A 22,734-nucleotide genomic window follows, 5' to 3' on the forward strand; every position below is an offset into this window, starting at 1 on the left:
AACCGCAGATAACCTCTGCCTCTTTACGGGGTAAGAGGTTTTTTATTTAAGAGAAAAATTTTACAAAGGAGGTAATTGAATGATTATAACATTAAAGGATGGCACACAAAGAGAATTTGAAAAGGGTATGACAGTTTATGAAATAGCTAAAAGTATAAGTGAAAGGTTAGCAAAAGAAGCCGTCGGTGGAAAATTTAATGGCAAAGTGGTGGAACTTAATACAAAAATTGAGGAGGACGGAAAATTAGAAATTTTGACTTTTGATGATGAAGAAGGGAAAAAGATTTATTGGCACACTTCTTCCCATATTTTAGCACAGGCTGTAAAAAGGCTTTTTAAAGATGTGAAATTGGCAATTGGTCCGGCTATAGACAATGGTTTTTATTATGACTTTGATACAGAAAGGCCTTTTACCACAGAAGACTTTGAAGCTATAGAACAGGAAATGAATAGAATTATAAAAGAAGATTATAAGTTGGAAAGGTTTGTCCTTCCAAAAGATGAAGCGATAAAATTGATGAAAGAAAAAGATGAACCTTATAAAGTGGAGCTAATTGAAGAAATACCAGAAGGAGAGGAAATTTCTTTTTACAAGCAAGGAGAATTTACTGACCTTTGTGCTGGGCCCCATCTTATGTCAACAGGCATGGTAAAAACTATTAAATTGTTGTCAGTTGCTGGAGCCTACTGGAAAGGCGACGAAAAAAATAAAATGCTTCAAAGAATATATGGAATAAGCTTTCCCAAAAAAAGCATGTTAGATCAATATTTACATATGTTAGAGGAAGCTAAAAAGAGAGACCATAGAAAATTAGGGAAAGAGTTAGATTTGTTTAGTATCCACCCTGAAGGACCAGGTTTTCCTTTTTTCCATCCTAAGGGAATGATTATAAGAAACATTTTAGAAGATTTTTGGCGAAAAGAACATATAAAGCATGGTTATCAGGAAATAAAAACTCCTATAATTTTGAATGAAGAATTATGGCGTAGGTCAGGACACTGGGACCACTATAAAGAGAATATGTATTTCACTGAAATAGACGGAGAGACTTATGCAATAAAGCCTATGAATTGCCCTGGAGCAATGCTTGTTTACAAGTCTACAATGCACAGTTACAGGGATTTGCCTTTGAGACTTTGTGAATTGGGTTTAGTGCATAGACATGAACTCTCAGGAGTTTTGCATGGGCTTATGAGAGTAAGAAGTTTTACTCAGGATGATGCTCACTTGTTTATGACTCCTGAGCAGGTTGAAGATGAAATTTTAGGGGTTATAAATTTAGTGGATTATTTCTATAAAATTTTTGGCTTTGAGTATTTTGTTGAATTGTCTACACGTCCTGAAAATTCTATGGGGTCTGATGAAGACTGGGAATTGGCTACAAATGCTTTGATTTCTGCTTTAAATCGCGTGAATTTACCATATAAAGTTAATGAGGGGGATGGTGCATTTTACGGACCCAAAATAGATTTTCATTTAAAAGACAGCATAGGTCGTACATGGCAATGTGGAACTATCCAATTGGATTTCCAGATGCCTGAAAGGTTTGAACTGGAGTATATAGGCCCAGATGGAGAAAAACACAGACCTATAATGTTGCACAGGGTAATTTACGGAAGTATAGAAAGATTTATTGGAATTCTTACTGAACATTTTGCAGGGGCTTTCCCAACTTGGCTGGCGCCAGTACAAGTTAGAGTTTTGCCTATATCTGATAAACACTATGCTTATGCCCAAAATGTATACGGGCGTCTGTTGGAAAATGACATAAGAGCTGAATTAGACGACAGGAATGAAAAAATAGGATACAAAATACGAGAGGCACAACTTCAAAAGATTCCTTACATGCTGATTGTAGGGGATAAAGAAGTGGAACAAGGAACAGTATCTTTAAGGTCAAGAAAAGAAGGGGACTTAGGCGCTATTTCCTTAAATGAGTTTATAGAAAAAATTCTTAAAGAAATCGCCACAAAAGCTTTATAAAATCAAAATGCTCCTTTAAAGGGGCATTTTGATTTATTGAAAGAATTTAAAAAACGTGGTAATCTAAAATTAAAATATTAATTTTGAGGGAAGAGGTATGAAAAAGGACGCAGAAGTTTACAAATATTTAAGACATAACATAAAAATGAATATGATAAATGGTCTTGCATGGGCTATAGGCTTTAATATGGTCAACCCTTTTATTGGCATATATGCTATAAAATTAGGAGCAAATGACTTTCAAGTGTCTCTTTTAAATTCTTTACCTGCCCTTATGGTGGTAATTGGAGTTATTCCTGTAACATATTTGATTAATAAATTAAAAGAGGTTCACAAATTTTCTTATATTGTACTTTATATCGCAAGAACTTTTTATTTTTTACTTGCTCTTGCTCCGCTTTTTAGTAAACAACTTCAACCGTGGATTGTAGTTATATTAGTGGGAATAATGAATTTACCTTCTATGACAGTTGGCATGTGTTGGCAATCATTTATGAGTGAATTAATTCCTCCAGAATATAGAAGTAAAGTTTTCGCTGACAGAAATTTTTGGACGACAATTGTGGCAACAATTACAGTTTTGGTAACAGGATGGTTGCTTGATAAAATAGTTTTCCCTATTAATTATCAAGTAATATTTACTGTTGCATTTATTTTCGGATTAATAGAATCTTATTATTTTTCAAGGTTTCATGTGGTAAAAAGGGATTTGGATGAAGCCAAGTCCGGAAGTTTTTATGAAGCTTTTAGAAACATGTTTGAGTCTAAGAAATTTATATATTTTAATGTAACTTCTTTTATATATTATTTTGCATGGATGATGGCTTGGCCCATTTTTACCATATATAAGGTAAATTTTTTGCATGCTAACAATGCATGGATGAGTATATTTACTATTGTTTCCTCTATTGGGTCTATTTTAGCTTTTTATAAATGGGCTGACCTGTCCAACAAAAGGGGAAACGGATTTGCTGTTGCATTAAGTGCATTGCTTCTAGGATTTATTCCCCTCATGTGGGCTACAGCTAAAAACCTTTATGTTGGCGCTATTTTTGATTTTTTAGGGGGTATAGCTGTAGGAGGTTATAACATGTTGCTCTTAAATTGGCTGTTAGAGCTTTTACCTCCTACTTCAGAAAAAATGAGTTACATCGCCGTGTTTACACTAATTACTCAAATTTCCGCTTTTATTGCTCCTATGTTTGGAATGTGGCTTTATACACAAATGGGTTATGTAGCTTTTATGATTTTAACAGGTATTGCAAGAATAGTAGTGAGTATTTTGTACTTTTTAGTAGCTAATTATGAAGATGAGATTAAAGAAATTGAAGCAAAGCAAGGAGGAAAAGTATGAGATATATTACTGCAGGGGAATCCCATGGGGAAGCTTTAATTGCTATTATTGAAGGCCTTCCATCAAATCTCTTTATTGACGTAGAATTTATAAATAATGAGCTTAAAAGAAGGCAAGGGGGTTATGGAAGAGGGGGAAGAATGGCTATTGAAAAAGATGAAGTACACATCTTGAGTGGAGTAAGACATGGCAAGACTATCGGAGCACCTCTTACATTGGAGATTATAAATAGAGATTATACAAATTGGAAAGATAAAGAAATTCCGCCTATAACAAGACCACGCCCTGGTCATGCAGACCTTGCTGGTGCTATTAAATACAATCAAAGAGATATTAGAAATATTTTAGAGCGTTCTAGTGCCCGTGAGACCGCGGCAAGAGTGGCTATAGGAAGTGTGGCAAAATTGCTTTTAAAAGAACTAAATGTTTCAGTAAAAAGCAAAGTATTAGAAATAGGTGGTGCAAAAACAGAGGAAGAGTGGATTAAAGTAATTGAAGAGGCAAAGGCTAAAGGCGATACTTTAGGAGGTATAATAGAAATAGTAATTGAAGGGGTGCCTATAGGATTAGGCAGCCATACTCAATGGGACAGGAAATTAGATGCTCTGCTTTCTTATCATATAATGAGTGTTCAAGCAATTAAGGGAGTAGAATTTGGTTTAGGCTTTGAGGCAGCCAAAAGACCCGGTTCCTTAGTCCATGATGAAATTTATTATGAGGGAGATAAAGGTTTTTACAGAAAGACAAATAATGCAGGAGGAATTGAAGGAGGAATATCTAACGGTAGCCCTATAGTGATAAGAGCTGCCATGAAACCAATTCCTACTCTTTTAAAACCCCTTACTTCTATTGACATAAATACTAAAGAGGAAGTAAAAGCTGCTTATGAGCGTTCAGATGTGACTGCTGTTGAAGCTGCTGCCTGTGTTTTAGAAGCAGTTTGTGCTTGGGTGATTGCTGATGAAAGCCTTAAAAAGTTTGGTGGAGACTCTATAGAAGAGCTAAAAAGAAATTATATTTCTTACTTGGAGTATGTGAGAAATTTTTAGGGTTTAGCAAACATAAAAATAAATATTGACAAAAAAATAAAATAATGATAAACTAAAAAAGCGAATAAGTAGAAGCGCCCGCTTCTCACCTTTCACCGAAGGTGCAAAGGTTTCTTCAAAAGTATTTATCTTTGTTTTATTGTAAAGAAGCGGGTATTTCTATATCCGCTTTTATTTTTTCATAATTTTTAGGAGGTGCGTATTTATTAACAAAGAGCTGCAGGTCAATGAGGAAATAAGGGACAAAGAGGTAAGGCTGATTGACCAAGACGGTAAGCAAATAGGTATAATGTCGGCAAAGGAAGCTTATAAAATTGCTCAAGAGCGACATCTTGATTTGGTTAAGATTGCCCCTCAAGCCAATCCGCCCGTGTGCAAATTGATGGATTTTGGTAAGTATAGGTATGAACTTAGTAAAAGAGAAAAAGAGGCAAAGAAAAAGCAAAAGATTATAAATGTAAAAGAAATAAGGATGTCCCCGACTATTGAAGACCATGACTTTGGTGTAAAGTTAAAAAGTGCTATTAAGTTTTTAAAAGAAGGTAATAAAGTAAAAGTTACTATAAGATTTAGAGGAAGGGAAGCAGCTCACACTTCGCTGGCAGAAGACCTTTTAAAAAGGTTTGCAAATGAGCTCAGTGAGTATGGCGTTATAGAAAAAGCTCCTAATATTGAGGGGCGAAATTTAATGATGGTATTAACACCAAAAAGTTAGCAAAAATTACAGAAGGAGGATATATTTATGCCTAAAATGAAAACACATAGAGGAGCAGCAAAAAGGTTTAAAGTGTTAAAGTCAGGAAAAGTTAAAAGGTCGAGAGCTTATAAAAGTCACCTTTTAACACATAAAAATGCAAAAAGAAAAAGAAGATTGAGAAAAGCTACTTATTTGGTAGGTGCGGATGCTAAAAATATCAAACGCTTATTACCTTATTCATAATAGATTAGGAGGTTTTTAAAATGGCTAGAGTAAAATTTGGGAAAGTGACGAGGAGAAGACGTAAGAAAATATTGAAGCTTGCAAAAGGTTATTTTGGAGCTAAGAGCAAGCTTTTTAGAGTTGCCAATCAAGCAGTAATGAAATCTTTAATGTATGCTTATATTGGCAGAAAATTAAGAAAGAGAGATTTTAGAAAGCTTTGGATAACAAGAATAAATGCTGCTGCAAGAGCCCACGGAATTTCCTACAGCAGGTTTATAAATGGTCTTAAAAAGGCTGGAATAGAAATTAACAGGAAGATGCTTTCAGAAATGGCGATAAACGACGAAAAAGCCTTTGCAGAATTAGTAAATATAGCTAAGCAGCAGTTAAACGCATAAGGCCAGTTTGTATGGCCTTTTGCTTTAACTAATTTTGTAAAAGAGTGGTTGAAATGTTAATTACGAGTGAAAACAATGACCTTATAAAAAAATAAAAAAGCTAAAAGACAAAAAGGGCCGATACGAAGAAGGACTGTTTTTTGTAGAGGGTACTACAAGTGTATTGGAGGCTTTAAAAAGTGACTTTGAAATAGAGTACATAGTTATGGGGGAAGGGGTTAAAATAGATATTCCCAAAGGTGATTTTGAAATTGCACATACTACTGAAAGAATCTTTAAGAAAATAAGTGATACAGTAACTCCACAAATGGTGATGGCGATTATAAAAATACCAAAATATGAAGAAAATACGTATATAAAAGAAAAGGGTGTATATGTTATAGCAGACAATATTCAAGACCCAGGAAATTTAGGTACTATAATACGTACGGCTGATGCATTTGGGGTTAGTGCTATTTTTACTATAAACAACTGTGTGGATATTTTTAATCCAAAGGTTTTAAGAGCCTCTATGGGTTCTATTTTTCACATTCCTGTCATAGCTACTACTTCACAAATTTTGTTAAAACTTAAGCGAAGAGGAATAAAAGTTTTTGCAACTCACTTAAAAGCTCAAAAATTAGTTCATGAATGCAATATTTCGGATAAAGTAGCTTTTGTTTTGGGAAATGAAGCAAAAGGTGTCAGTGTTGTAGATCTGGTTGATGACTTTGTGAAAATACCTATGACAGGGGAGGCAGAGTCTTTAAATGTTTCAATCGCTGCTAGTATATTTTTATACGAATCTCAAAGGCAGAGGTTGATAAAAAATAATTAGGATGGTATAATCTTAAAAAAATATTTCAAAATGCTATGAAGGAGTAAAGTACATTATCGAAAATCACAGGGAGATAACACCGTAGACTGAGAGTGTTATCGTTAGGTAGATAATGGAAAGTTCCCTCCGGAGCAGCGTGCTGAACTAATAGTAGGCATTGCCGGTCATACCGTTATCCAAATGAGTGAGCATTTTTTATAAAATGCTAATTTAGGTGGTACCGCGGATTCTTCGTCCTATTGACGGAGGATTTTTTATTTTAACTAATACACTAATACACTAAAAGAGGGGTTGGTTTAAAGATGGAAGAATTGTTGCGCAAGCTTTATGAAGATGCACAAAAAGAAATTCTGTCAGCTGATAGTTTACAGCAAATTGAAAACTTAAGAGTTAAATACTTAGGTAAAAAAGGCGAATTGACGCAAATTTTAAGGGGAATGGGAAGTTTAAAGCCTGAAGAAAGACCTGTAATTGGCCAAATTGCCAATGAAGTTAGAGAGAAAATTGAGGGTTTACTCACAGAAACAAAAATAAAATTGCCCAATTAGAAAAAGAAAAGAGGATAAAAAGTGAGTACATAGACATAACTATGCCGGGTAAACCTTATGAGTACGGTCACAAACATCCCATGACACAAGTATTGGATGAAATTAAAAAGATATTTTTAGGATTAGGCTTTTCTATTGCAGAAGGGCCAGAAATAGAGTTTACTTATTACAACTTTGAGGCATTAAATACTCCAGAGGACCATCCAGCTAGAGACTTACAGGATACCTTTTATGTGACTTCTGATATACTTTTGAGGACTCAAACATCCCCGGTACAAGTAAGGACTATGGAGAAAAATAAGCCTCCAATAAGGGTTATATCTCCTGGAAGGGTTTATAGGTCTGATGAGATAGATGCAACTCACTCTCCAGTATTTCATCAGATGGAAGGGCTTGTAGTAGATGAAGGAATAACAATGGGAGATTTAAAAGGAGTTTTAAATATATTTGCGAAGAAATTTTTTGGGGAAGACACTCAAACCAAATTTAGACCTCATTATTTTCCCTTTACAGAACCCAGTGCAGAAATGGACGTGAGCTGTTTTGCTTGTGGTGGAAAAGGTTGTAGAGTTTGCGGTTATACTGGTTGGATTGAAATTTTAGGTGCAGGCATGGTACATCCTAATGTTTTGAGAATGTCTGGTATTGATCCTGAAAAATACAGTGGATTTGCTTTTGGATTGGGGATAGATAGGATTACAATGCTGAAATACGGAATAGAAGATTTGAGACTTCTTTTTGAAAATGATTTAAGGTTTATACAACAGTTTTAAAGGGGTGGTCGCATGTTAGTGTCACTTTCGTGGTTGAAAGAGTTTGTTGACATAGATGAAGATGCGAAAATTATTGCTGAAGGCCTTACTATGTCAGGGTCAAAGGTAGAGACTATAACAAGTTATGGGAAAGAAATTTCAAATGTGGTGGTAGGGAAAATTATTTCATTAGAAAAACACTCTAATGCTGATAAATTGTTGGTTGGTATTGTAGATGTAGGCACTGAAAAACTACAAATTGTAACCGGAGCACAAAATATTAAAGTGGGGGACTACATACCAGTAGCCCTTCATGGCGCAACTCTTCCTGGAGGAGTTAAGATAAAAAGAGGCAAATTAAGAGGAATAGAATCAAATGGCATGATGTGTTCTGCTGAAGAGTTGGGACTTGATGAAAGCTTGCTGCCAGAATCTCAAAGAAACGGAATTTTTATATTACCACCTTTCCCATTAGGAATGGATATAAACGAAGCTCTTCAGTTAAAAGACGATGTATTAGAATTTGAAATAACTCCCAACAGGCCTGATTGTTTGTCAATGGTAGGAATAGCGAGAGAGACAGCTGCGACTTTTAAGAAAAAATTTAAAATGCCGGTGGTAGAAGTTAATGAAAGCGAAGAACAAAATCCTGCAAAAGTGACTATTGAGGCTACGGATTTATGCTTTAGATATGTGGCAAGGGTCGTTAAGAATGTGAAGATAGGTCCTTCTCCTATGTGGATGCAGATGCGTCTTTTAAAAGCTGGAATAAGACCTATAAATAACGTGGTGGATGTTACAAACTATGTGATGTTGGAATTAGGTCAACCCTTACACGCTTTTGATTTGGACAAAGTTGAAAACAAGCACATAATAGTGAGAAGGGCAAGAGAAGGAGAAAAATTAGTTACATTGGATGGAAAAGAGAGAACTTTAGACAGCTCAATGTTGGTTATTGCTGATGAGAAGAAAGCTATAGGTTTGGCAGGTGTAATGGGAGGAGAAAATACGGAGATAACTGACACTACTGTAAATATTTTAATAGAAAGTGCTAATTTTAAAGGAAGCAATATAAGGCATACTTCTAAGAAATTGGGTTTAAGAAGTGAAGCTTCTTCAAGATTTGAAAAAGGTTTAGACCCAGAGATTACAGTTTTAGCTTGTGAAAGAGCAGCACAGCTTATGGAAAAATACTGTGGTGGTACAGTTTTAAAAGGGCTTGTGGACGAGTATCCAAAGCCAATTGAAAAAACAGTTTTAACTGTAAATCCTCACAGGATTAATAGATTTTTAGGCACAGAGCTTCCGACATCTCAAATGATTGAAATATTGGAGTCTTTAGAGTTTAAAGTTCTACAAAAAGGCGATGACCTTGAGATAACAGTTCCGCATTTTCGCAGAGATGTGACAATGGAGGCAGACATTGCAGAAGAAATAGCGAGGTTATTTGGATACAACAACATACAAGATAGCTTAATGAAAAACGCTCAAACGACATTGGGGGCAATGACAAAAGAACAGGAATTAGAGGAAAAAATAAAAGAAGTGCTGTTGGCTTGCGGATTGAATGAAATAGTTACGATATCTTTTATGGGAAGCAAAGACTTAGATAAAATCAATGTGCCTTTAGACAGTCCATTGAGGAAAGCAGTTAAAATTATAAATCCTTTGGGAGAAGACCAAAGCCTTATGAGAACTACTCTACTGCCTTTTATATTGAATGTAGCTTATACCAACTATAGTAGAAAAGTACAAGATTTCAAAGTTTTTGAAATATCTAAAGTCTTTATGCCAAAAGAATTACCCTTAAAAGAATTACCACAGGAAATAAAGACTATTGCAATAGGAATGTACGGGAAAGATGTGGATTTTTACTCATTAAAAGGAGTAATAGAAGCACTTTTTGAAGTAATGGGTATAAAAGGAGTAGAATATGTAAGGGCAGAAGATCCTTCCTATCATCCAGGAAGATCGGCAAAAATTCTCCTAGGTGACGAAACATTAGGTATATTTGGAGAGATACACCCTGATGTTTTAGAAAATTACGACATACCTGTTAGAGTCTACGGTGGAGAAATAAACTTAGATAAAGTAATACAATATGCTAATGTAGAAAAGAGGTACATGCCTCTTCCCAAGTATCCAGCTGTAGAAAGGGATATAGCAGTTTTAGTAGATAGAGATATTTTTGTAAAAGATGTGGAAAAAGTTATACTTGAAACAGGAGGAAAACTTATAGATAAAGTCGAATTGTTTGACGTCTATAAAGGTCCTAACATCCCTGAAGGCAAAAAAAGCGTTGCTTTCTCTATCTGGTATAGGTCTTATGAAAGGACTTTGACAGATGAAGAGGTAAATGTAATTCACAACAACATTGTAGAGGCTCTTGACAAAAAATTAGGAGCCAAATTAAGATAAAAAAGGCAATTTTACAGCCTTTTTTATCTTTTATCTTAATTAAGAAGGAAATTGCACTTTAATGTAGAAGTAAATAAAATAACAAAAGATTAAGGGGATGTTTTTGTGGAGTTAAATAAAGTTACCGTGATTATCAATGGGAATGAATATATTTTAAAATCTGATTATCCTGAAGAGCATGTAATAAAACTTGCCAATTATGTAGACAATGTAATTAAAGAATTGCTCCAAAACTACGAAAAGTTATCACAAATGCAACTACTACTTTTGTCGTCTTTAAATATTGCAGATGAACTTTTTATTGCAAAAGAAGAAAATAATGCTATCAAAAAGGAATTGCTTTCTTTAAAAGCAGAATTAGAAGAAAAAAATCGCTATATAAAACAATTAGAGGAGGAGCTTACTAAAACTAAACAACAGCTTTTAGAGACAGAGGAAGAGTTTCGGCAGTTTATAGAAACTTTTGATGAAGAAAAGTAAAGGTGATTGGATGAAAAAAGTTGAATTATTAGCTCCAGCAGGAGATTATGAGGCTTTAACGAGTGCAGTTAATGCAGGATGCGATGCAGTGTATCTAGGAGGAAAAAATTTTGGTGCAAGAGCTTATGCAACCAATTTTGACTATGATGATTTAAAATCTGCTGTAGAATTCTGCCATTTAAGAGATGTCAAGGTATACGTTACTGTAAATACCCTTGTAGCGAATGAAGAATTTGAAAAGCTGGTGAACTATTTAGATTTTTTGTATTCTATAGGTGTTGATGCAGTTATAGTGCAGGATATGGGAGTATTAAAGTTTTTACGAGAAAATTATCCTGATTTAAAAGTTCATGCGAGTACACAAATGACAGTTCATAATTTAGAAGGAGTACAGGAATTAGCTCAAAAGGGAGTTTCCCGGGTTATTTTATCAAGAGAGCTTACATTAAAAGAAATAAAGGATATAGTTCAAAATTCTAACATTGAAATAGAAGTTTTTGTTCATGGAGCTCTCTGCGTCAGTTATTCCGGACAGTGCTTTATGAGTAGTATACTAGGAGGAAGAAGCGGAAACAGGGGAAGATGTGCACAACCCTGCCGTTTAAAGTATTCTCTTGTAGATAAAGAGGGAAAAGTTTTAGAAAAGGATTTACACCTTTTGAGTATGGCGGATTTATGTACTATAGAACATATACCAAAACTCATTGAGGCGGGAATCACTTCTTTTAAAATAGAAGGTAGGATGAAAAATGCCGAGTACGTCGCTTCGGTTGTAAAAGCCTACAGAGAAGCTATTGACAGTTTTTATGAGAGCAAAGCTTTTGATTCAGGTAAAGCTATAGAAGAGATGTCTCGAATTTTTAATAGAGGATTTTCTACTGGCTATCTTTTTGGAGTTAAACCCTCTAAAATGAGTTATATTTCCCCTAAAAACACGGGAGTTGCTGCTGCAGAAGTGATAAGTGTAACTTCAAAAACTTCAAAACTGAGGCTTTTAAGAGATATCGCAAAAGGTGATGGAATTTCTGATGAAAAAGGAGAAAAAGGACAAAAAGTTGAAATAATATTTAAAAATGGGAAGAAGGTAGATAGAGCTTATGAAGGAGACATAATAGAACTACCCCTTAAGTTTTATGTAAAAGAAGGAGAAATATTAAATAAAACTTATGATGCATTGTTAAATGACAAGCTGAAAAACTTACCTTCCAAAAAGATTCCTATAAAAATTTATGCGGAGTTAAAAAAAGGCAAACCTTTGTATATAAAGATACAAGAAGGAATTCGTACAGTAGAAGCTTATAGTGATGAAATAAGTCAGATAGCAGAAAAAGTTTCTATTGATGAAGATTTTTTGAAGGATAAACTTACTCAAATAAATGATACAGCCTTCTACGTAGAAGAAATAGAGGTAGTAGTTGAAAAAGGCCTTTACATGTCTGTAAAGGGAATAAAAGAGGCGCGAAGAAAAGCAATAGAAATGTTAGAAAAGAGAAAGTTAGACTATTATAAAAGAGAAGAAAAGCATACCTTTTTTATTCTGCCTTCTTTCAAGGAGAAAAAGGAAGAAGTAAGTTTAACTTTTTATACTGATAAGCTTGAACATTTGAAGATGGCCAGCCAATTGGGTATAGAATACGTCTATTTCAATTACAAGCTTGATATAAAACTTTTTAAAAAAGGTTTAGAACTGACAAAAGATTCAAAGACAACGGTTATACCTGCTTTCCCTTCTATATTGAGGGAAGAGATGAAGGTAATAAAGCCTCAATTAGAATTTTTACAAGATATGGGGATAAACAAAATTTTGGTTTCAAATTTAGGGCTTTATCATATTGCAAAAAATTATGACTTTGAGATATTTATAGATTATCCTTTGAATATTTTTAACAATTTAGCTGTAGATTACTTTAAACCTTACGCTGTGACTTTATCTTATGAACTTACGCTGGAGCAGATTAAAGATATTGCCAAAAGAAGTGATGTAAAATTTGAAGCTTTAATATATGGTAGACTGCCTCTTATGACAATGGAATATTGTCCAATAAGGAATTTAGTAGGCTGTGACAGAGAAAGGTGTGAAAAAGGTTATTATTTTCTAAAAGACAGAAAAGGCAAATTAATGCCTCTTAAAAGCAATGGTTTTTGCAGGATGCAGATTTTAAACGCAGATGTGCTTTTAATGTTAAGCATAAAGGAGCTTAAACAAGCTGGACTTTCTTTTTTGAGGATACATGATACAATAGAAAAAGATGAAGAAATAGAGAAAGTTTTAAAAATGCATATTGAAGCTTTAAAAGGGAATGAAATTGAAATTTTAGAAGGAAAATATACAAAAGGACATTTTTACAGAGGAGTTTTGTGATGGTGAGAGGAATTAATAGTAGAGCAATAAAAAGTCTTGAATTTGACAAGATAGTGGAGTTTATTGTTGGCTATTGTGATTCGGATTTAGGCAAACAAAAAGCTTCAGATATTGTCATAAAAAAAGACATAGAGGAAATAGAGAGGGAATTAGATTTACTGAATGAGGCAATTAGCTTTATTTCCTCCTATGGAGGTATTTCTTTTGCTTTTGAGGACATAAGGGATTATATAAAAAAAGCACAAATAGATTCCGTGCTTTATAACCAAGAGCTTTTAAAGATAAAGAAATTTCTTAACTTGGTAAGCCAAATAAAAGGCTATTTTAAAAATCTTCAAGAAAGTGATAGATTTGTAAGGTTAAAAGAATATGATAAAAAAGTCTTACCGATAAAAAATTTGGAAAAAAGGATTGAAAATATAATAATTTCAGAAGATGAAATAGCAGATGATGCTTCTCCAATGCTTAAAGCTTTAAGAAGGCAGAAATTGAGCATAAATGAAAAAATAAGGGCGACATTGAATTCAATAATTTCTACACGTCAAAAAGAATTGCAAGAGCCTATTATAACTGTAAGACAGGGAAGATACGTTGTACCTGTAAAACAAGAATATCGCAGCACTTTTAAAGGTATCGTCCACGACCAATCCTCCAGTGGTGCTACTCTTTTTATTGAACCTATGCAAGTGGTTGACTTAAACAACGAATTGAGACAAGTGGAATTAAAAGAGAAGCAGGAGATACAGAGAATACTTTTTGAACTTTCTCAAGAGGTCAAAAAGTATTCACAAATTTTATTTGATGACATTGAAATAGTTTCAGACTTAGATTTTATATTTGCTAAGGCTAAATATTCTTTAAAGCTAAAAGCCGTAAGGCCAGAGCTAAACACAATGGGATATATTAATTTAAAAAAGGCAAGACATCCTCTCATAAATCAGGAAGTAATTGTCCCTATAGATATATATATAGGAGACCAATTTAATACTTTAGTCATTACTGGCCCTAATACAGGTGGGAAAACTGTAACTTTAAAGACAGTGGGACTTTTAACTTTAATGGCAATGGCGGGGCTTAATATTCCTGCGGAAGAAAGGTCACAGGTTTCAATATTTGAGGAAGTTTTTGTGGATATAGGAGATGAGCAGAGTATTGAACAAAGCTTAAGCACTTTTTCTTCTCATATGACGAATATTGTAAGTATACTCCAAAAAGTAAACAAAAATTGCCTTGTTTTATTAGATGAATTAGGGGCAGGTACAGACCCTATAGAAGGTGCTGCTTTGGCTATGAGTATTCTTGATACCTTGCATAAGATTGGTGCGAAGACAATAGCTACTACCCATTATAGTGAGCTAAAGCAGTATGCCTTAAAAGCACCAGGAGTAGAAAATGCCAGTGTGGAATTTGATGTTGAAACTTTAAAGCCTACCTATAAACTTATAATAGGCCTTCCTGGCAAAAGCAATGCCTTTGAAATATCTAAAAGATTAGGACTTCCTCAGCAAATAATAGAAAATGCGAGAAAGTATATTTCAGGAGAAGCTTTAAAATTTGAAGACATAATTGCAGACGTCGAAAGTAAAAGAAGGGAATTGGAAAAGGCAAATCAAGAAATAGCTTTTTTAAAGAAAGATGTAGAAATTTTAAAAGAGGAATTAGAAAAAGAAAAGAAAAAATTGCAAAGTGAAAGGGATAAAATATTAAAAGAGGCGAAAGAAAAGGCGAGAAAAATAATACAAGAGGCGAAATTTACCGCCGAGGAAATAATTAAAAAATAAAAGAGGCAGAAGAAAGCACACAAAATAAAGACAGGATAATACAAGAAGTAAGAGAAGAATTAAAGAAAAATTTAGAAGAATTAGAAGAAGAAGTTTTAAAACCTAAAGAGGCTCACTACAGCAGAATCCCTGATAATTTAAAAGAGGGACAGACAGTCTATATAGTACCTTTGGACCAAAATGGGATTGTACTTTCTCTTCCTGACAAATCGGGAAATGTAGAAATACAGGCAGGAATTTTAAAGATGACAGTTCATATAAGTAATTTGAGGGTAGCAGAGGAGAAAGAAGATGAGGAAGTAAAAAAAGGCTACAGCAAATTTGTACACGAAAAGTCTCAATCTATAAGCACTTCCATAGATGTAAGAGGTAAAAACCTTGACGATGCTTTATTAGAGGTGGAAAAATATATAGACGATGCTTATTTAGCCGGACTTAAGGAGGTGACAATTATTCACGGACGTGGTACAGGGGTGTTAAGGACAGGGATATCACAATTTTTAAGAAGCAATAAGCATGTTAAATCTTTTAGATTAGGTAAATACGGTGAAGGAGGAGACGGCGTTACTATAGTAGAATTAGCTGATAAATAGGGGATGGTAAAATGTATTTGGTAAGTGCTTGTCTTGCCGGAGTTAACTGTAAATACGATGGGGGAAACAATGAAAAAGAAGAAATAAAAAGATTAGTAGAAGAAGGGAAGGCTATTTTAGTTTGTCCTGAGCAATTAGGTGGACTTCCAACTCCGCGTCTACCCTCTGAGATAAAAGGTGATAAGGTTTTTAACATTGAAGGAGAAGAGGTTACAGAAAATTTCTATAGAGGAGCCTATGAGACTTTAAAAATTGCTAAAATGTACAAGATAAATGAGGCAATTTTTAAGGCTAAAAGCCCTTCTTGCGGCTGTGGAGAAATTTACGATGGCACTTTTTCGGGAAATTTGATAGATGGAAATGGAATTACCACAAGGATTTTAAAGGAAAATGGGATATCTGTTATGACAGAACATGATTTTTATAAAAAATAAAAAATGAGTAACCAAAACACCTCCTCTAACATAAAATATAGGGGAGGTGTTTTGCTTGAAAAGGAAAAAATGGGGACTGAGGCGCGTTAATTCGTTTTACATATATTTGATTTACATAGTTGTTTTATTTGCGATTTTATACTATTTTACAGAATATCGATTAAAACCGGCTATTATAGCAGTAAGTGAAACTTTAGCAAAAGAAACAGCTGTAAATACTATAAATGATGCTATAAATGAAAAAGTGTTAAAAGGAATAGAGTATAAAGATTTAATCTATGTGAGAACTGATAACAATGGCAAGGTATCTATGCTTCAAGCAAATACTATTGAGATGAATCTTTTAGCTGCCAAGATAACAAAAGAAGTCAAGGAAAATTTAAACAATATAGGACCTTTGCATGCCAAAATTCCCTTAGGTTCTGTGTTTTCCAGTGATTTATTTGCAAATGTAGGACCTAAAATAAAAATTGGGCTTTTGCCTGTGGGAGCAGTGGATGTGGATTTTAGTTCAGAGTTTGAACCTGCAGGGATAAATCAGACAAGGCATAGAATATATTTAGACATACAAACTACAATACGCATAATTGCACCATTAGCATCAGATAAAGTAGCAGTTACACTTCACATGCCAATAGCAGAAAGTATAATAGTAGGAGATGTGCCTGCCAGCTATGTGGATGTAAATGGCGACAAATTTACGATTCCTGTACCTCAATCACCAAATTCAAAAGTAGAAATACAAAAATAGCTATTGAATTTTTAAAAGGATGTGGTATAATAAAAAACGTGTGATATGTGGGGGTGTAGCTCAGTTGGGAGAGCACCTGCCTTGCAAGCAGGGGGTCAGGAGTTCGAATCTCCTCATCTCCACCAATTAAAGATAAAGATTACCCGAGAAGGGTATTTTTTTTGCTTTTTTTCTTTACCTTAGCAATTTTTTCTTTAAAATGCAGGATTTTTTTGTTCTTTGTCGAATTATAAAAGAAGTGAGGCTCAGGAGGTGAAATACATGAGTCTTAACATGGAAGTTGCTTATAAAAAGCGATTAGATAATATCGTAGAAAAAACTATTGAAGTGATTGAAAACAGCAAGGAGCAAATTTTTGATATTTTAGAAAAAGCAAAAGAAGAAGCGAGAAAGTTAGAAGGGCAATTAGAAGAGCTAAAAGTCCAAGTTGTAAATGTGATAAAAGAAGTAGAACTGTGTGAGAGAAGAGAAAAAAAGTGCAGGTTAAAGCTGGCATTCGTAAGCAAACAATTTGGCCACCTCTCTGAGCAAGCTATAAAAGAAGCCTATGAAGAGGCAAAAGAAGCACAAATAGAGTTGGCATTAAAAAGACGGGAGGAAAAAGAATTAATTGAAAAAAGGAATGAATTAGAAAGGAAACTTTTAGATACCAAAGCCATTATAGAAAAAGCTGAAAAACTTGCATCACAAATTAATATAGCTCTTAATTATTTAAACAGTGATTTGAAAGAAATGAATATGCGGTTTGAACAGTTAAAGGACAAGCAAGCTTTGAGCGTAAAAATTATTGAGGCTCAAGAAGAAGAAAGAAAAAGAATTGCAAGGGAAATTCACGATGGTCCCGCACAAGCTATGGCAAATGTGCTTTTAAAGTCTGAGCTTTGTGAAAGGTTGATAACTAAAGATGTTGAACAGGCGAAAGTGGAGCTCAAAAATTTAAAGGATATAGTGCAGCAGTCGTTGAAAGAAGTGAGGAAAATAATATACGATTTAAGACCTTCAGCTCTTGACGATTTAGGACTTATTCCTGCTCTTTCAAGGTATATAAAAAATTTTTCAGAAGAAACGGGCATTGCTGTTGATTTTACTGTTTTATCAGATTATAAAAGACTCAGTCCTGAGATTGAGATAACCTGTTTTAGGGTTATTCAAGAAGCTCTTACAAATATAAAAAAGCATTCTAGGGCGAAAAATGCCTCTGTTAAATTTGAATTTGGCATGCGATTTATCAGCATAATTATCAAAGACGATGGCATTGGATTTGATAAAGAAAATATTGGGCAAGGATATGGTCTAATGGGCATGAAGGAAAGAGTAGAAATTTTAAATGGCAAATTTGAAATAAGCAGTTTTAAAAATAAAGGGACTCAAATTTATATTTCTATACCTGTAAGGGGTGTTGAGGATGATCAGATTATTAGTGGCTGATGACCATGCCTTGATAAGAAAAGGATTAGTCCAGCTTATTGAAATGGAAAATGATATAAAAGTTATCTCTCAGGCTTCGAATGGGGAAGAGGCTTATAAACTTGCAAAGAAATTTATGCCTGATTTAATACTTATGGATGTGAATATGCCCGTGATGAATGGTATAAAGGCAGCAAAGATGTTAAAAGAAGAAAAACATCCAAGTAAAGTGTTGTTTTTAACTATTTACAATGACAGAGAGTATCTTTTAGAAGCGCTTAAATTAGGAGTAGAAGGGTACATATTAAAGGATGCGGAATATGACGATTTAATAAAAGCGATAAGGACTATTTACAATGGAGGAGTTTATATTCATCCTTCTTTAATGGAAGAAATAGACAACATAGACCATGAAAACTTGAAAAAAGACCTCACACCAAGAGAGATAGAGATTCTTAAACTTATTTCTAAAGGGTATAGCAATAAAGAAATTGCACAAAAACTATTTTTAAGCGAGAAAACTGTCAAGAACCACGTTTACAATATTTTCAAAAAATTAGATGTGAAGGACAGAACTCAAGCTGCTATTTATATGCTTAAAAATGAGACAATTTTACAAAACTAATCTTTTATAAGGCTAAATTTGACTTTTATACAAAAAAAGCGTATCATATTGTTGATACAGAGTGTCATCCATACAAAAAACCACGGGGGGGTAATTTCATTGGAAGAAAAAGATTTAAAGGAAATTGAAAAGCGTTTAGGTTACAAAAACGTAGATGCATGGACAAAAATTTCTGATGAGGAAAAAGAAAAAGTTTATCAGTTTGGAGAAGACTACAAAGACTTTATGACAAAATGTAAGACAGAAAGAGAAACGGCAGAGAAGATTATAGAAATAGCAGAAAAGAATGGCTTTATCAATATTGAAAAAGTTACAAATTTAAAGCCGGGCAGCAAAGTGTATTACAACAACAAGGGGAAATCAGTAGTTTTAGCTGTAATTGGTAAAGAGTCAATGCAGAAGGGGATAAAGGCGGTAGCATCCCATATTGATTCTCCGAGAATTGACCTAAAGCCTAATCCAATGTATGAAGATGGCGGCTTGGCTTTATTTAAGACCCATTACTATGGCGGTGTTAAAAAATACCAGTGGGTGACAATTCCTTTGGCTCTCCATGGAGTAATTGTCAAAGCAAACGGTGAGAAGATAAACATTGTAGTGGGAGAAGATGAAAATGACCCTGTCCTTTACATAACAGATTTATTGCCTCACTTAGGGAAAGACCAGATGGAGAAAAAAGCAGCAGAAGTGGTTACAGGAGAAGCATTAAATGCTGTAATTGGAAGCATTCCTCTTTCTGAGGAAGTCAGCGTGAAACCTAATATTTTGAAATATTTAAATGAAAAATATGGCATAGTGGAGGAGGACTTTTTAAGTGCTGAGTTAGAATTAGTGCCTGCCTATAAGCCTCGCGATATAGGTTTTGACAGAAGTATGATTGGGGCTTATGGTCAAGATGACAGGGTTTGTGCTTATACTTCTTTAAGAGCTATTCTTGAGCTTGAGGTGCCAGAGAGAACGGCTGTTGCGATATTTACTGATAAAGAAGAGATTGGAAGTATGGGCAATACTGGTTTGCAATCAAGATTTTTCGAAAATGCTATTGCAGAAATATTAGAAAAATACGAAGGAAGTACAGATATCAAATTGAGAAGGGTTTTGGCTAATTCTGAACTGCTATCTGCTGATGTAAATGCTGCATTTGATCCTACTTATCCAGAAGTCAGTGAAAAGCAAAACACTGCTTATTTAGGAAAAGGCGTATGCATTACTAAATACACTGGTTCAAGAGGAAAAGCAGGGTCAAATGATGCAAATGCTGAGTTTGTCGGCAAAGTGAGAAAACTCTTCAATGAAAATGGAGTAGTATGGCAGACAGGTGAGCTGGGCAAAGTTGACATGGGAGGCGGCGGTACAGTTGCCCAATACGTTGCAAATTATGGCATGGAAGTTTTAGACTGTGGCGTTGCACTTTTAAGCATGCATGCGCCTTATGAGTTATCTTCTAAAGTAGATGTGTATATGGCTTATAAGGCCTATAAAGTATTTATGGAAAAAGATTAAATCCGGGATTTACCCGGATTTAATCTTTTATAAACATTTCTACCACTATTATGCCATTGCCTTCTTTATTTTTTACTATCCCAACTCCAATTTTATTATAATAGGAATTTAAAATGTTTGCCCTGTGTCCTTCTGAGTTCATTAAAGAATAGTGAGCTTTTATAACATTTGAATTTAAGGCTATATTTTCACCTGCCAAGTAATGATTTATTCCAAATTTTTTCATCATGTCGAAAGGTGAGCCGTAGGTTGGAGAAGTATGAGAGAAATAGTTATTTTCTTTCATGTCTTCTGCTTTTAGTCTGGCAACTTTACAGAGATTTTCATCTACCTGAAGAGGATTTAAGTTACGGCTTATTCTTTCCTGATTTATTAATTCTATTAAAGTTTTTTCCTCTTGGGAAAGAGAAATATTTGTTGTTTGAAGTGTTACCCCTTTATTTTGCGAAGTAGAACCATTGCTAGTAGTGGTATTAGAAGAATTTGATGGGTTTGATGTTGTTTGTTTAGCTGTGACATTATAAGAAACTGGTTGTTTTATAGTTATTAAGTTCTTTGAATTAGAAAATCTTATTGAATTATTTGCTACAGTATTTTTAGTGAAATATCCATAAGAATAAAAAATTGAAGCACTGGCAGGATTTAAAGAAAAAATTATAGTTATTGCTATTAATACTGTTATTATTGATTTTATTTTCATTTTTATTACCTCCTCAAAATCATATATTCTACAGACAGCTGTAAATTCCTTCAAGTAATTTATGGTGAGATAGGAACATTGTATCAACTTTTGCTTTGTTGGAATATACTGATTTTGAGGTGGTATTAGTGAAATATGGATTGATTGTCTTTTACTCTTATCAGCATGGTTTAATGGCAGAAAAAATGTTAAAGAAAAATAATATTCCGGTGGAATTTGTACCAACTCCCAGAAGTATCACGGAAAGCTGTAGCCATTCTCTCAAGTTTGGATTGGAATCTTTGCGAGTAGTACAAAACCTTTTGCAAAGGCTCAACATTCCTTACAAGGGGATATACGAAGTAGAAAGAATTCCTGCAGGATATAAAATAGTCAAAATTATTTAATGTTCATCACTTTTTATAAATATACTTTTTATTTTTGAAAAGTGCTGACATTTTGTAGATTTTCCAGTTTAGCATTTAAAATTATTATTTGATTTTGTAAGTCTTTTATTTGTTTTTTAAGATTTTCATTTTCTCTTATCAAACTATTTACCATTGTATTGTAATTGTCCGCTTTAAGGGCAATTTTCATTTTTTCATCATTTATTTGTTTTAATAATTCTTGTAAATCGGCTATATTTTTGTTTTTTATTGTAATTTCAACATTTTTTCTGCTTAGTTCTTCTTCTAATCTTGTTTTTTCCTCCTTGATAGTTTCCAGTTTTTTTATTAGGATGTTTAAATACTCCTGAACTTCTTTTATATAAAAAGTGAAGTAAGAATCTTTTTCTCCGTTTTTCCTGGTTAATTTGTATTGCAAAGAAGGAATTACTTCTCCGTTATCGTTTATAAATAAATAATTGCTTTGAAATTTGTCTATTGGGCTTTTTAACTTAAAAAAGTTGTATTCAGAAAAAGAAGGAGGAATTTTAAAAGGCTTGCACCAACTATTTCCTCCATCAGAGGAAATGGTGGCAAAAAAGCTATCGTTTTGAAGGTAAGTGCACCATAAAGTATTTTCTAAAAGGGAGATATAGCAATTTTTAATATTTGTAGAATAAGCCAAAGTTATAGGACTACCCCAACTGCCTTTTGGCCAGCTTCCAGGGGTTTTCTTTCTATATTTTATTTCTTGAATTATATCTTCTTCTACCCATAAGGTATGTACATTTTTTTGCGAATCTACCGTTATTGTAGGATAGAATATTCCTTCTGCTTCTGAAATTAGAAATTTTGGCGACCAGTTATCTTTTACGTAGTAAAGATAATAAAGTTGGTTCTTATTTTTTTCTTTTGTAACATAAATTAAATGAATATTTTCCTCTTCATCAATGAATAAGTCATAAAAAGGGGTGAAAGAAATATTTTTTATAACAGCTATATTATTGCCCTTCCAATTTTTGGCCCATTTTTGGTGTATTAAATGGACTTCTCTAGGATTATTAGAATTACTGATTGTGAAAAATATGTGAAGTGTTTTATTTTTTATAAAGAGGCTAAAATTGCTTATATACGTTTTTTTATCTTTATAGGTGTATAAAGCTTTCCCTACCCATCCTTCTTTCTTTTGAATTAAAAAAATTATTTCTCCTTGTGAATTAAAGTATATCAGGTTTAGATTTCCTTCTTCATCGTAACAAGCGTCAAAATCACTTAAACAGTCTTTTACAATGATTTCTTCTGTTGTTTTTCCATTTTCTATAGTGTTCAATAGGATTTTTCTATCTTTAAGATAAAGATACTGTAAAAAATCCTCATCTTTTTTAGTCACAATCTTGTCCATAAATTTCCCTCCCTTTGCTAAAATATATGCATAATGATTATTGAATAGAATTGACATGTTATTGACATGATGAAAGAAGGATTTTTGAG

Annotated in this window: 16 protein-coding genes, 1 tRNA gene, 4 pseudogenes and 3 other annotated features (1 of these 24 only partly in view); of the genes and pseudogenes, 19 read left to right on the forward strand and 2 right to left on the reverse strand. The window is 33.7% G+C overall.

Features of this window, described 5'->3' with window-relative positions; translation table 11 throughout:
- Positions 1–26: a binding site (T-box leader), on the forward strand; it begins 166 nt to the left of the window's first position.
- 53 nt (positions 27–79) lie between these two features.
- The 18 genes and pseudogenes from thrS (at position 80) to THESIDRAFT1_RS07555 (ending at position 20,178) form a co-directional block, all read left to right on the forward strand.
- Positions 80–1,984, forward strand: a complete 1,905-nt coding sequence (gene thrS / locus THESIDRAFT1_RS07470) for a threonine--tRNA ligase (RefSeq protein ID WP_003871461.1) — start codon at positions 80–82, stop codon at positions 1,982–1,984.
- Between the two features lie 97 nt (positions 1,985–2,081).
- Entirely contained in the window at positions 2,082–3,338 is a 1,257-nt protein-coding gene (locus tag THESIDRAFT1_RS07475) for an MFS transporter (protein ID WP_006569988.1), read from the forward strand.
- The gene (locus THESIDRAFT1_RS07480) at positions 3,335–4,387 is read left to right on the forward strand and encodes a chorismate synthase (RefSeq protein WP_006569989.1); all 1,053 of its coding nucleotides are present in this window, start codon (positions 3,335–3,337) and stop codon (positions 4,385–4,387) included. Before THESIDRAFT1_RS07475 ends, THESIDRAFT1_RS07480 begins: the two co-directional genes overlap by 4 nt.
- Before the next feature lie 60 nt (positions 4,388–4,447).
- Positions 4,448–4,570: a sequence feature (ribosomal protein L20 leader region), on the forward strand.
- On the forward strand, positions 4,551–5,102 hold the full coding sequence (gene infC / locus THESIDRAFT1_RS07485) for a translation initiation factor IF-3 (protein ID WP_004401900.1): 552 nt from the start codon (positions 4,551–4,553) through the stop codon (positions 5,100–5,102). (Overlaps the previous feature by 20 nt.)
- 27 nt (positions 5,103–5,129) lie before the next feature.
- Complete coding sequence (gene rpmI, locus THESIDRAFT1_RS07490) at positions 5,130–5,327, forward strand: 50S ribosomal protein L35 (RefSeq protein WP_004401892.1); 198 nt, start codon at positions 5,130–5,132, stop codon at positions 5,325–5,327.
- Positions 5,328–5,347: 20 nt separating this feature from the next.
- A complete protein-coding gene (gene rplT / locus THESIDRAFT1_RS07495) occupies positions 5,348–5,707 on the forward strand; it encodes a 50S ribosomal protein L20 (RefSeq protein ID WP_003871005.1) in 360 nt (119 codons plus the stop codon).
- 53 nt (positions 5,708–5,760) lie between these two features.
- Positions 5,761–6,524: pseudogene (locus tag THESIDRAFT1_RS07500) on the forward strand (TrmH family RNA methyltransferase).
- Between the two features lie 26 nt (positions 6,525–6,550).
- Positions 6,551–6,766, forward strand: a binding site (T-box leader).
- A gap of 60 nt (positions 6,767–6,826) precedes the next feature.
- Positions 6,827–7,845: pseudogene (gene pheS, locus THESIDRAFT1_RS07505) on the forward strand (phenylalanine--tRNA ligase subunit alpha).
- Between the two features lie 12 nt (positions 7,846–7,857).
- On the forward strand, positions 7,858–10,242 hold the full coding sequence (gene pheT / locus THESIDRAFT1_RS07510; RefSeq protein WP_039929253.1) for a phenylalanine--tRNA ligase subunit beta: 2,385 nt from the start codon (positions 7,858–7,860) through the stop codon (positions 10,240–10,242).
- Positions 10,243–10,347: 105 nt separating this feature from the next.
- Positions 10,348–10,722 carry a cell division protein ZapA gene (locus THESIDRAFT1_RS07515; RefSeq protein WP_003867245.1) on the forward strand — a complete coding sequence of 125 codons (375 nt, stop codon included), beginning with the start codon at positions 10,348–10,350 and terminating at the stop codon, positions 10,720–10,722.
- Between the two features lie 10 nt (positions 10,723–10,732).
- Positions 10,733–13,084: a U32 family peptidase gene (locus THESIDRAFT1_RS07520; RefSeq protein ID WP_006569993.1), complete on the forward strand. Its 2,352-nt coding sequence runs from the start codon at positions 10,733–10,735 to the stop codon at positions 13,082–13,084.
- A pseudogene (locus THESIDRAFT1_RS07525) lies at positions 13,084–15,458 on the forward strand (endonuclease MutS2). The gene THESIDRAFT1_RS07520 and the pseudogene THESIDRAFT1_RS07525 overlap by 1 nt, the downstream one beginning before the upstream one ends.
- 11 nt (positions 15,459–15,469) lie before the next feature.
- The gene (locus THESIDRAFT1_RS07530; RefSeq protein ID WP_006569994.1) at positions 15,470–15,892 is read left to right on the forward strand and encodes a 2-thiouracil desulfurase family protein; all 423 of its coding nucleotides are present in this window, start codon (positions 15,470–15,472) and stop codon (positions 15,890–15,892) included.
- Positions 15,893–15,947: 55 nt separating this feature from the next.
- Entirely contained in the window at positions 15,948–16,643 is a 696-nt protein-coding gene (gene yunB, locus THESIDRAFT1_RS07535; RefSeq protein WP_003870998.1) for a sporulation protein YunB, read from the forward strand.
- A 49-nt stretch (positions 16,644–16,692) separates the two neighbouring features.
- Positions 16,693–16,768 (forward strand) — tRNA-Ala (locus tag THESIDRAFT1_RS07540).
- 136 nt (positions 16,769–16,904) lie between these two features.
- Positions 16,905–18,071 carry a sensor histidine kinase gene (locus THESIDRAFT1_RS07545; protein ID WP_003870997.1) on the forward strand — a complete coding sequence of 389 codons (1,167 nt, stop codon included), beginning with the start codon at positions 16,905–16,907 and terminating at the stop codon, positions 18,069–18,071.
- Entirely contained in the window at positions 18,049–18,675 is a 627-nt protein-coding gene (locus THESIDRAFT1_RS07550) for a response regulator (protein WP_004401880.1), read from the forward strand. Before THESIDRAFT1_RS07545 ends, THESIDRAFT1_RS07550 begins: the two co-directional genes overlap by 23 nt.
- Positions 18,676–18,774: 99 nt before the next feature.
- On the forward strand, positions 18,775–20,178 hold the full coding sequence (locus tag THESIDRAFT1_RS07555) for an aminopeptidase (protein ID WP_003871497.1): 1,404 nt from the start codon (positions 18,775–18,777) through the stop codon (positions 20,176–20,178).
- A 19-nt stretch (positions 20,179–20,197) separates the two neighbouring features.
- Here THESIDRAFT1_RS07555 and THESIDRAFT1_RS07560 read toward each other — a convergent pair whose 3' ends face one another.
- Complete coding sequence (locus THESIDRAFT1_RS07560) at positions 20,198–20,878, reverse strand: CAP domain-containing protein (protein ID WP_006569995.1); 681 nt, start codon at positions 20,876–20,878, stop codon at positions 20,198–20,200.
- Positions 20,879–21,006: 128 nt separating this feature from the next.
- Between THESIDRAFT1_RS07560 and THESIDRAFT1_RS07565 the strand changes: the two genes are divergently transcribed.
- Complete coding sequence (locus tag THESIDRAFT1_RS07565; protein ID WP_003871499.1) at positions 21,007–21,264, forward strand: putative Se/S carrier protein; 258 nt, start codon at positions 21,007–21,009, stop codon at positions 21,262–21,264.
- Here the strand turns inward: THESIDRAFT1_RS07565 and THESIDRAFT1_RS07570 are convergent.
- Positions 21,261–22,645: pseudogene (locus THESIDRAFT1_RS07570) on the reverse strand (zinc ribbon domain-containing protein). The gene THESIDRAFT1_RS07565 and the pseudogene THESIDRAFT1_RS07570 sit on opposite strands and share 4 nt — an antisense overlap.
- Positions 22,646–22,734 lie beyond the last annotated feature (89 nt).

The sequence above is a fragment of the Thermoanaerobacter siderophilus SR4 genome (genome assembly GCF_000262445.1).
Taxonomy (GTDB): domain Bacteria; phylum Bacillota; class Thermoanaerobacteria; order Thermoanaerobacterales; family Thermoanaerobacteraceae; genus Thermoanaerobacter; species Thermoanaerobacter ethanolicus.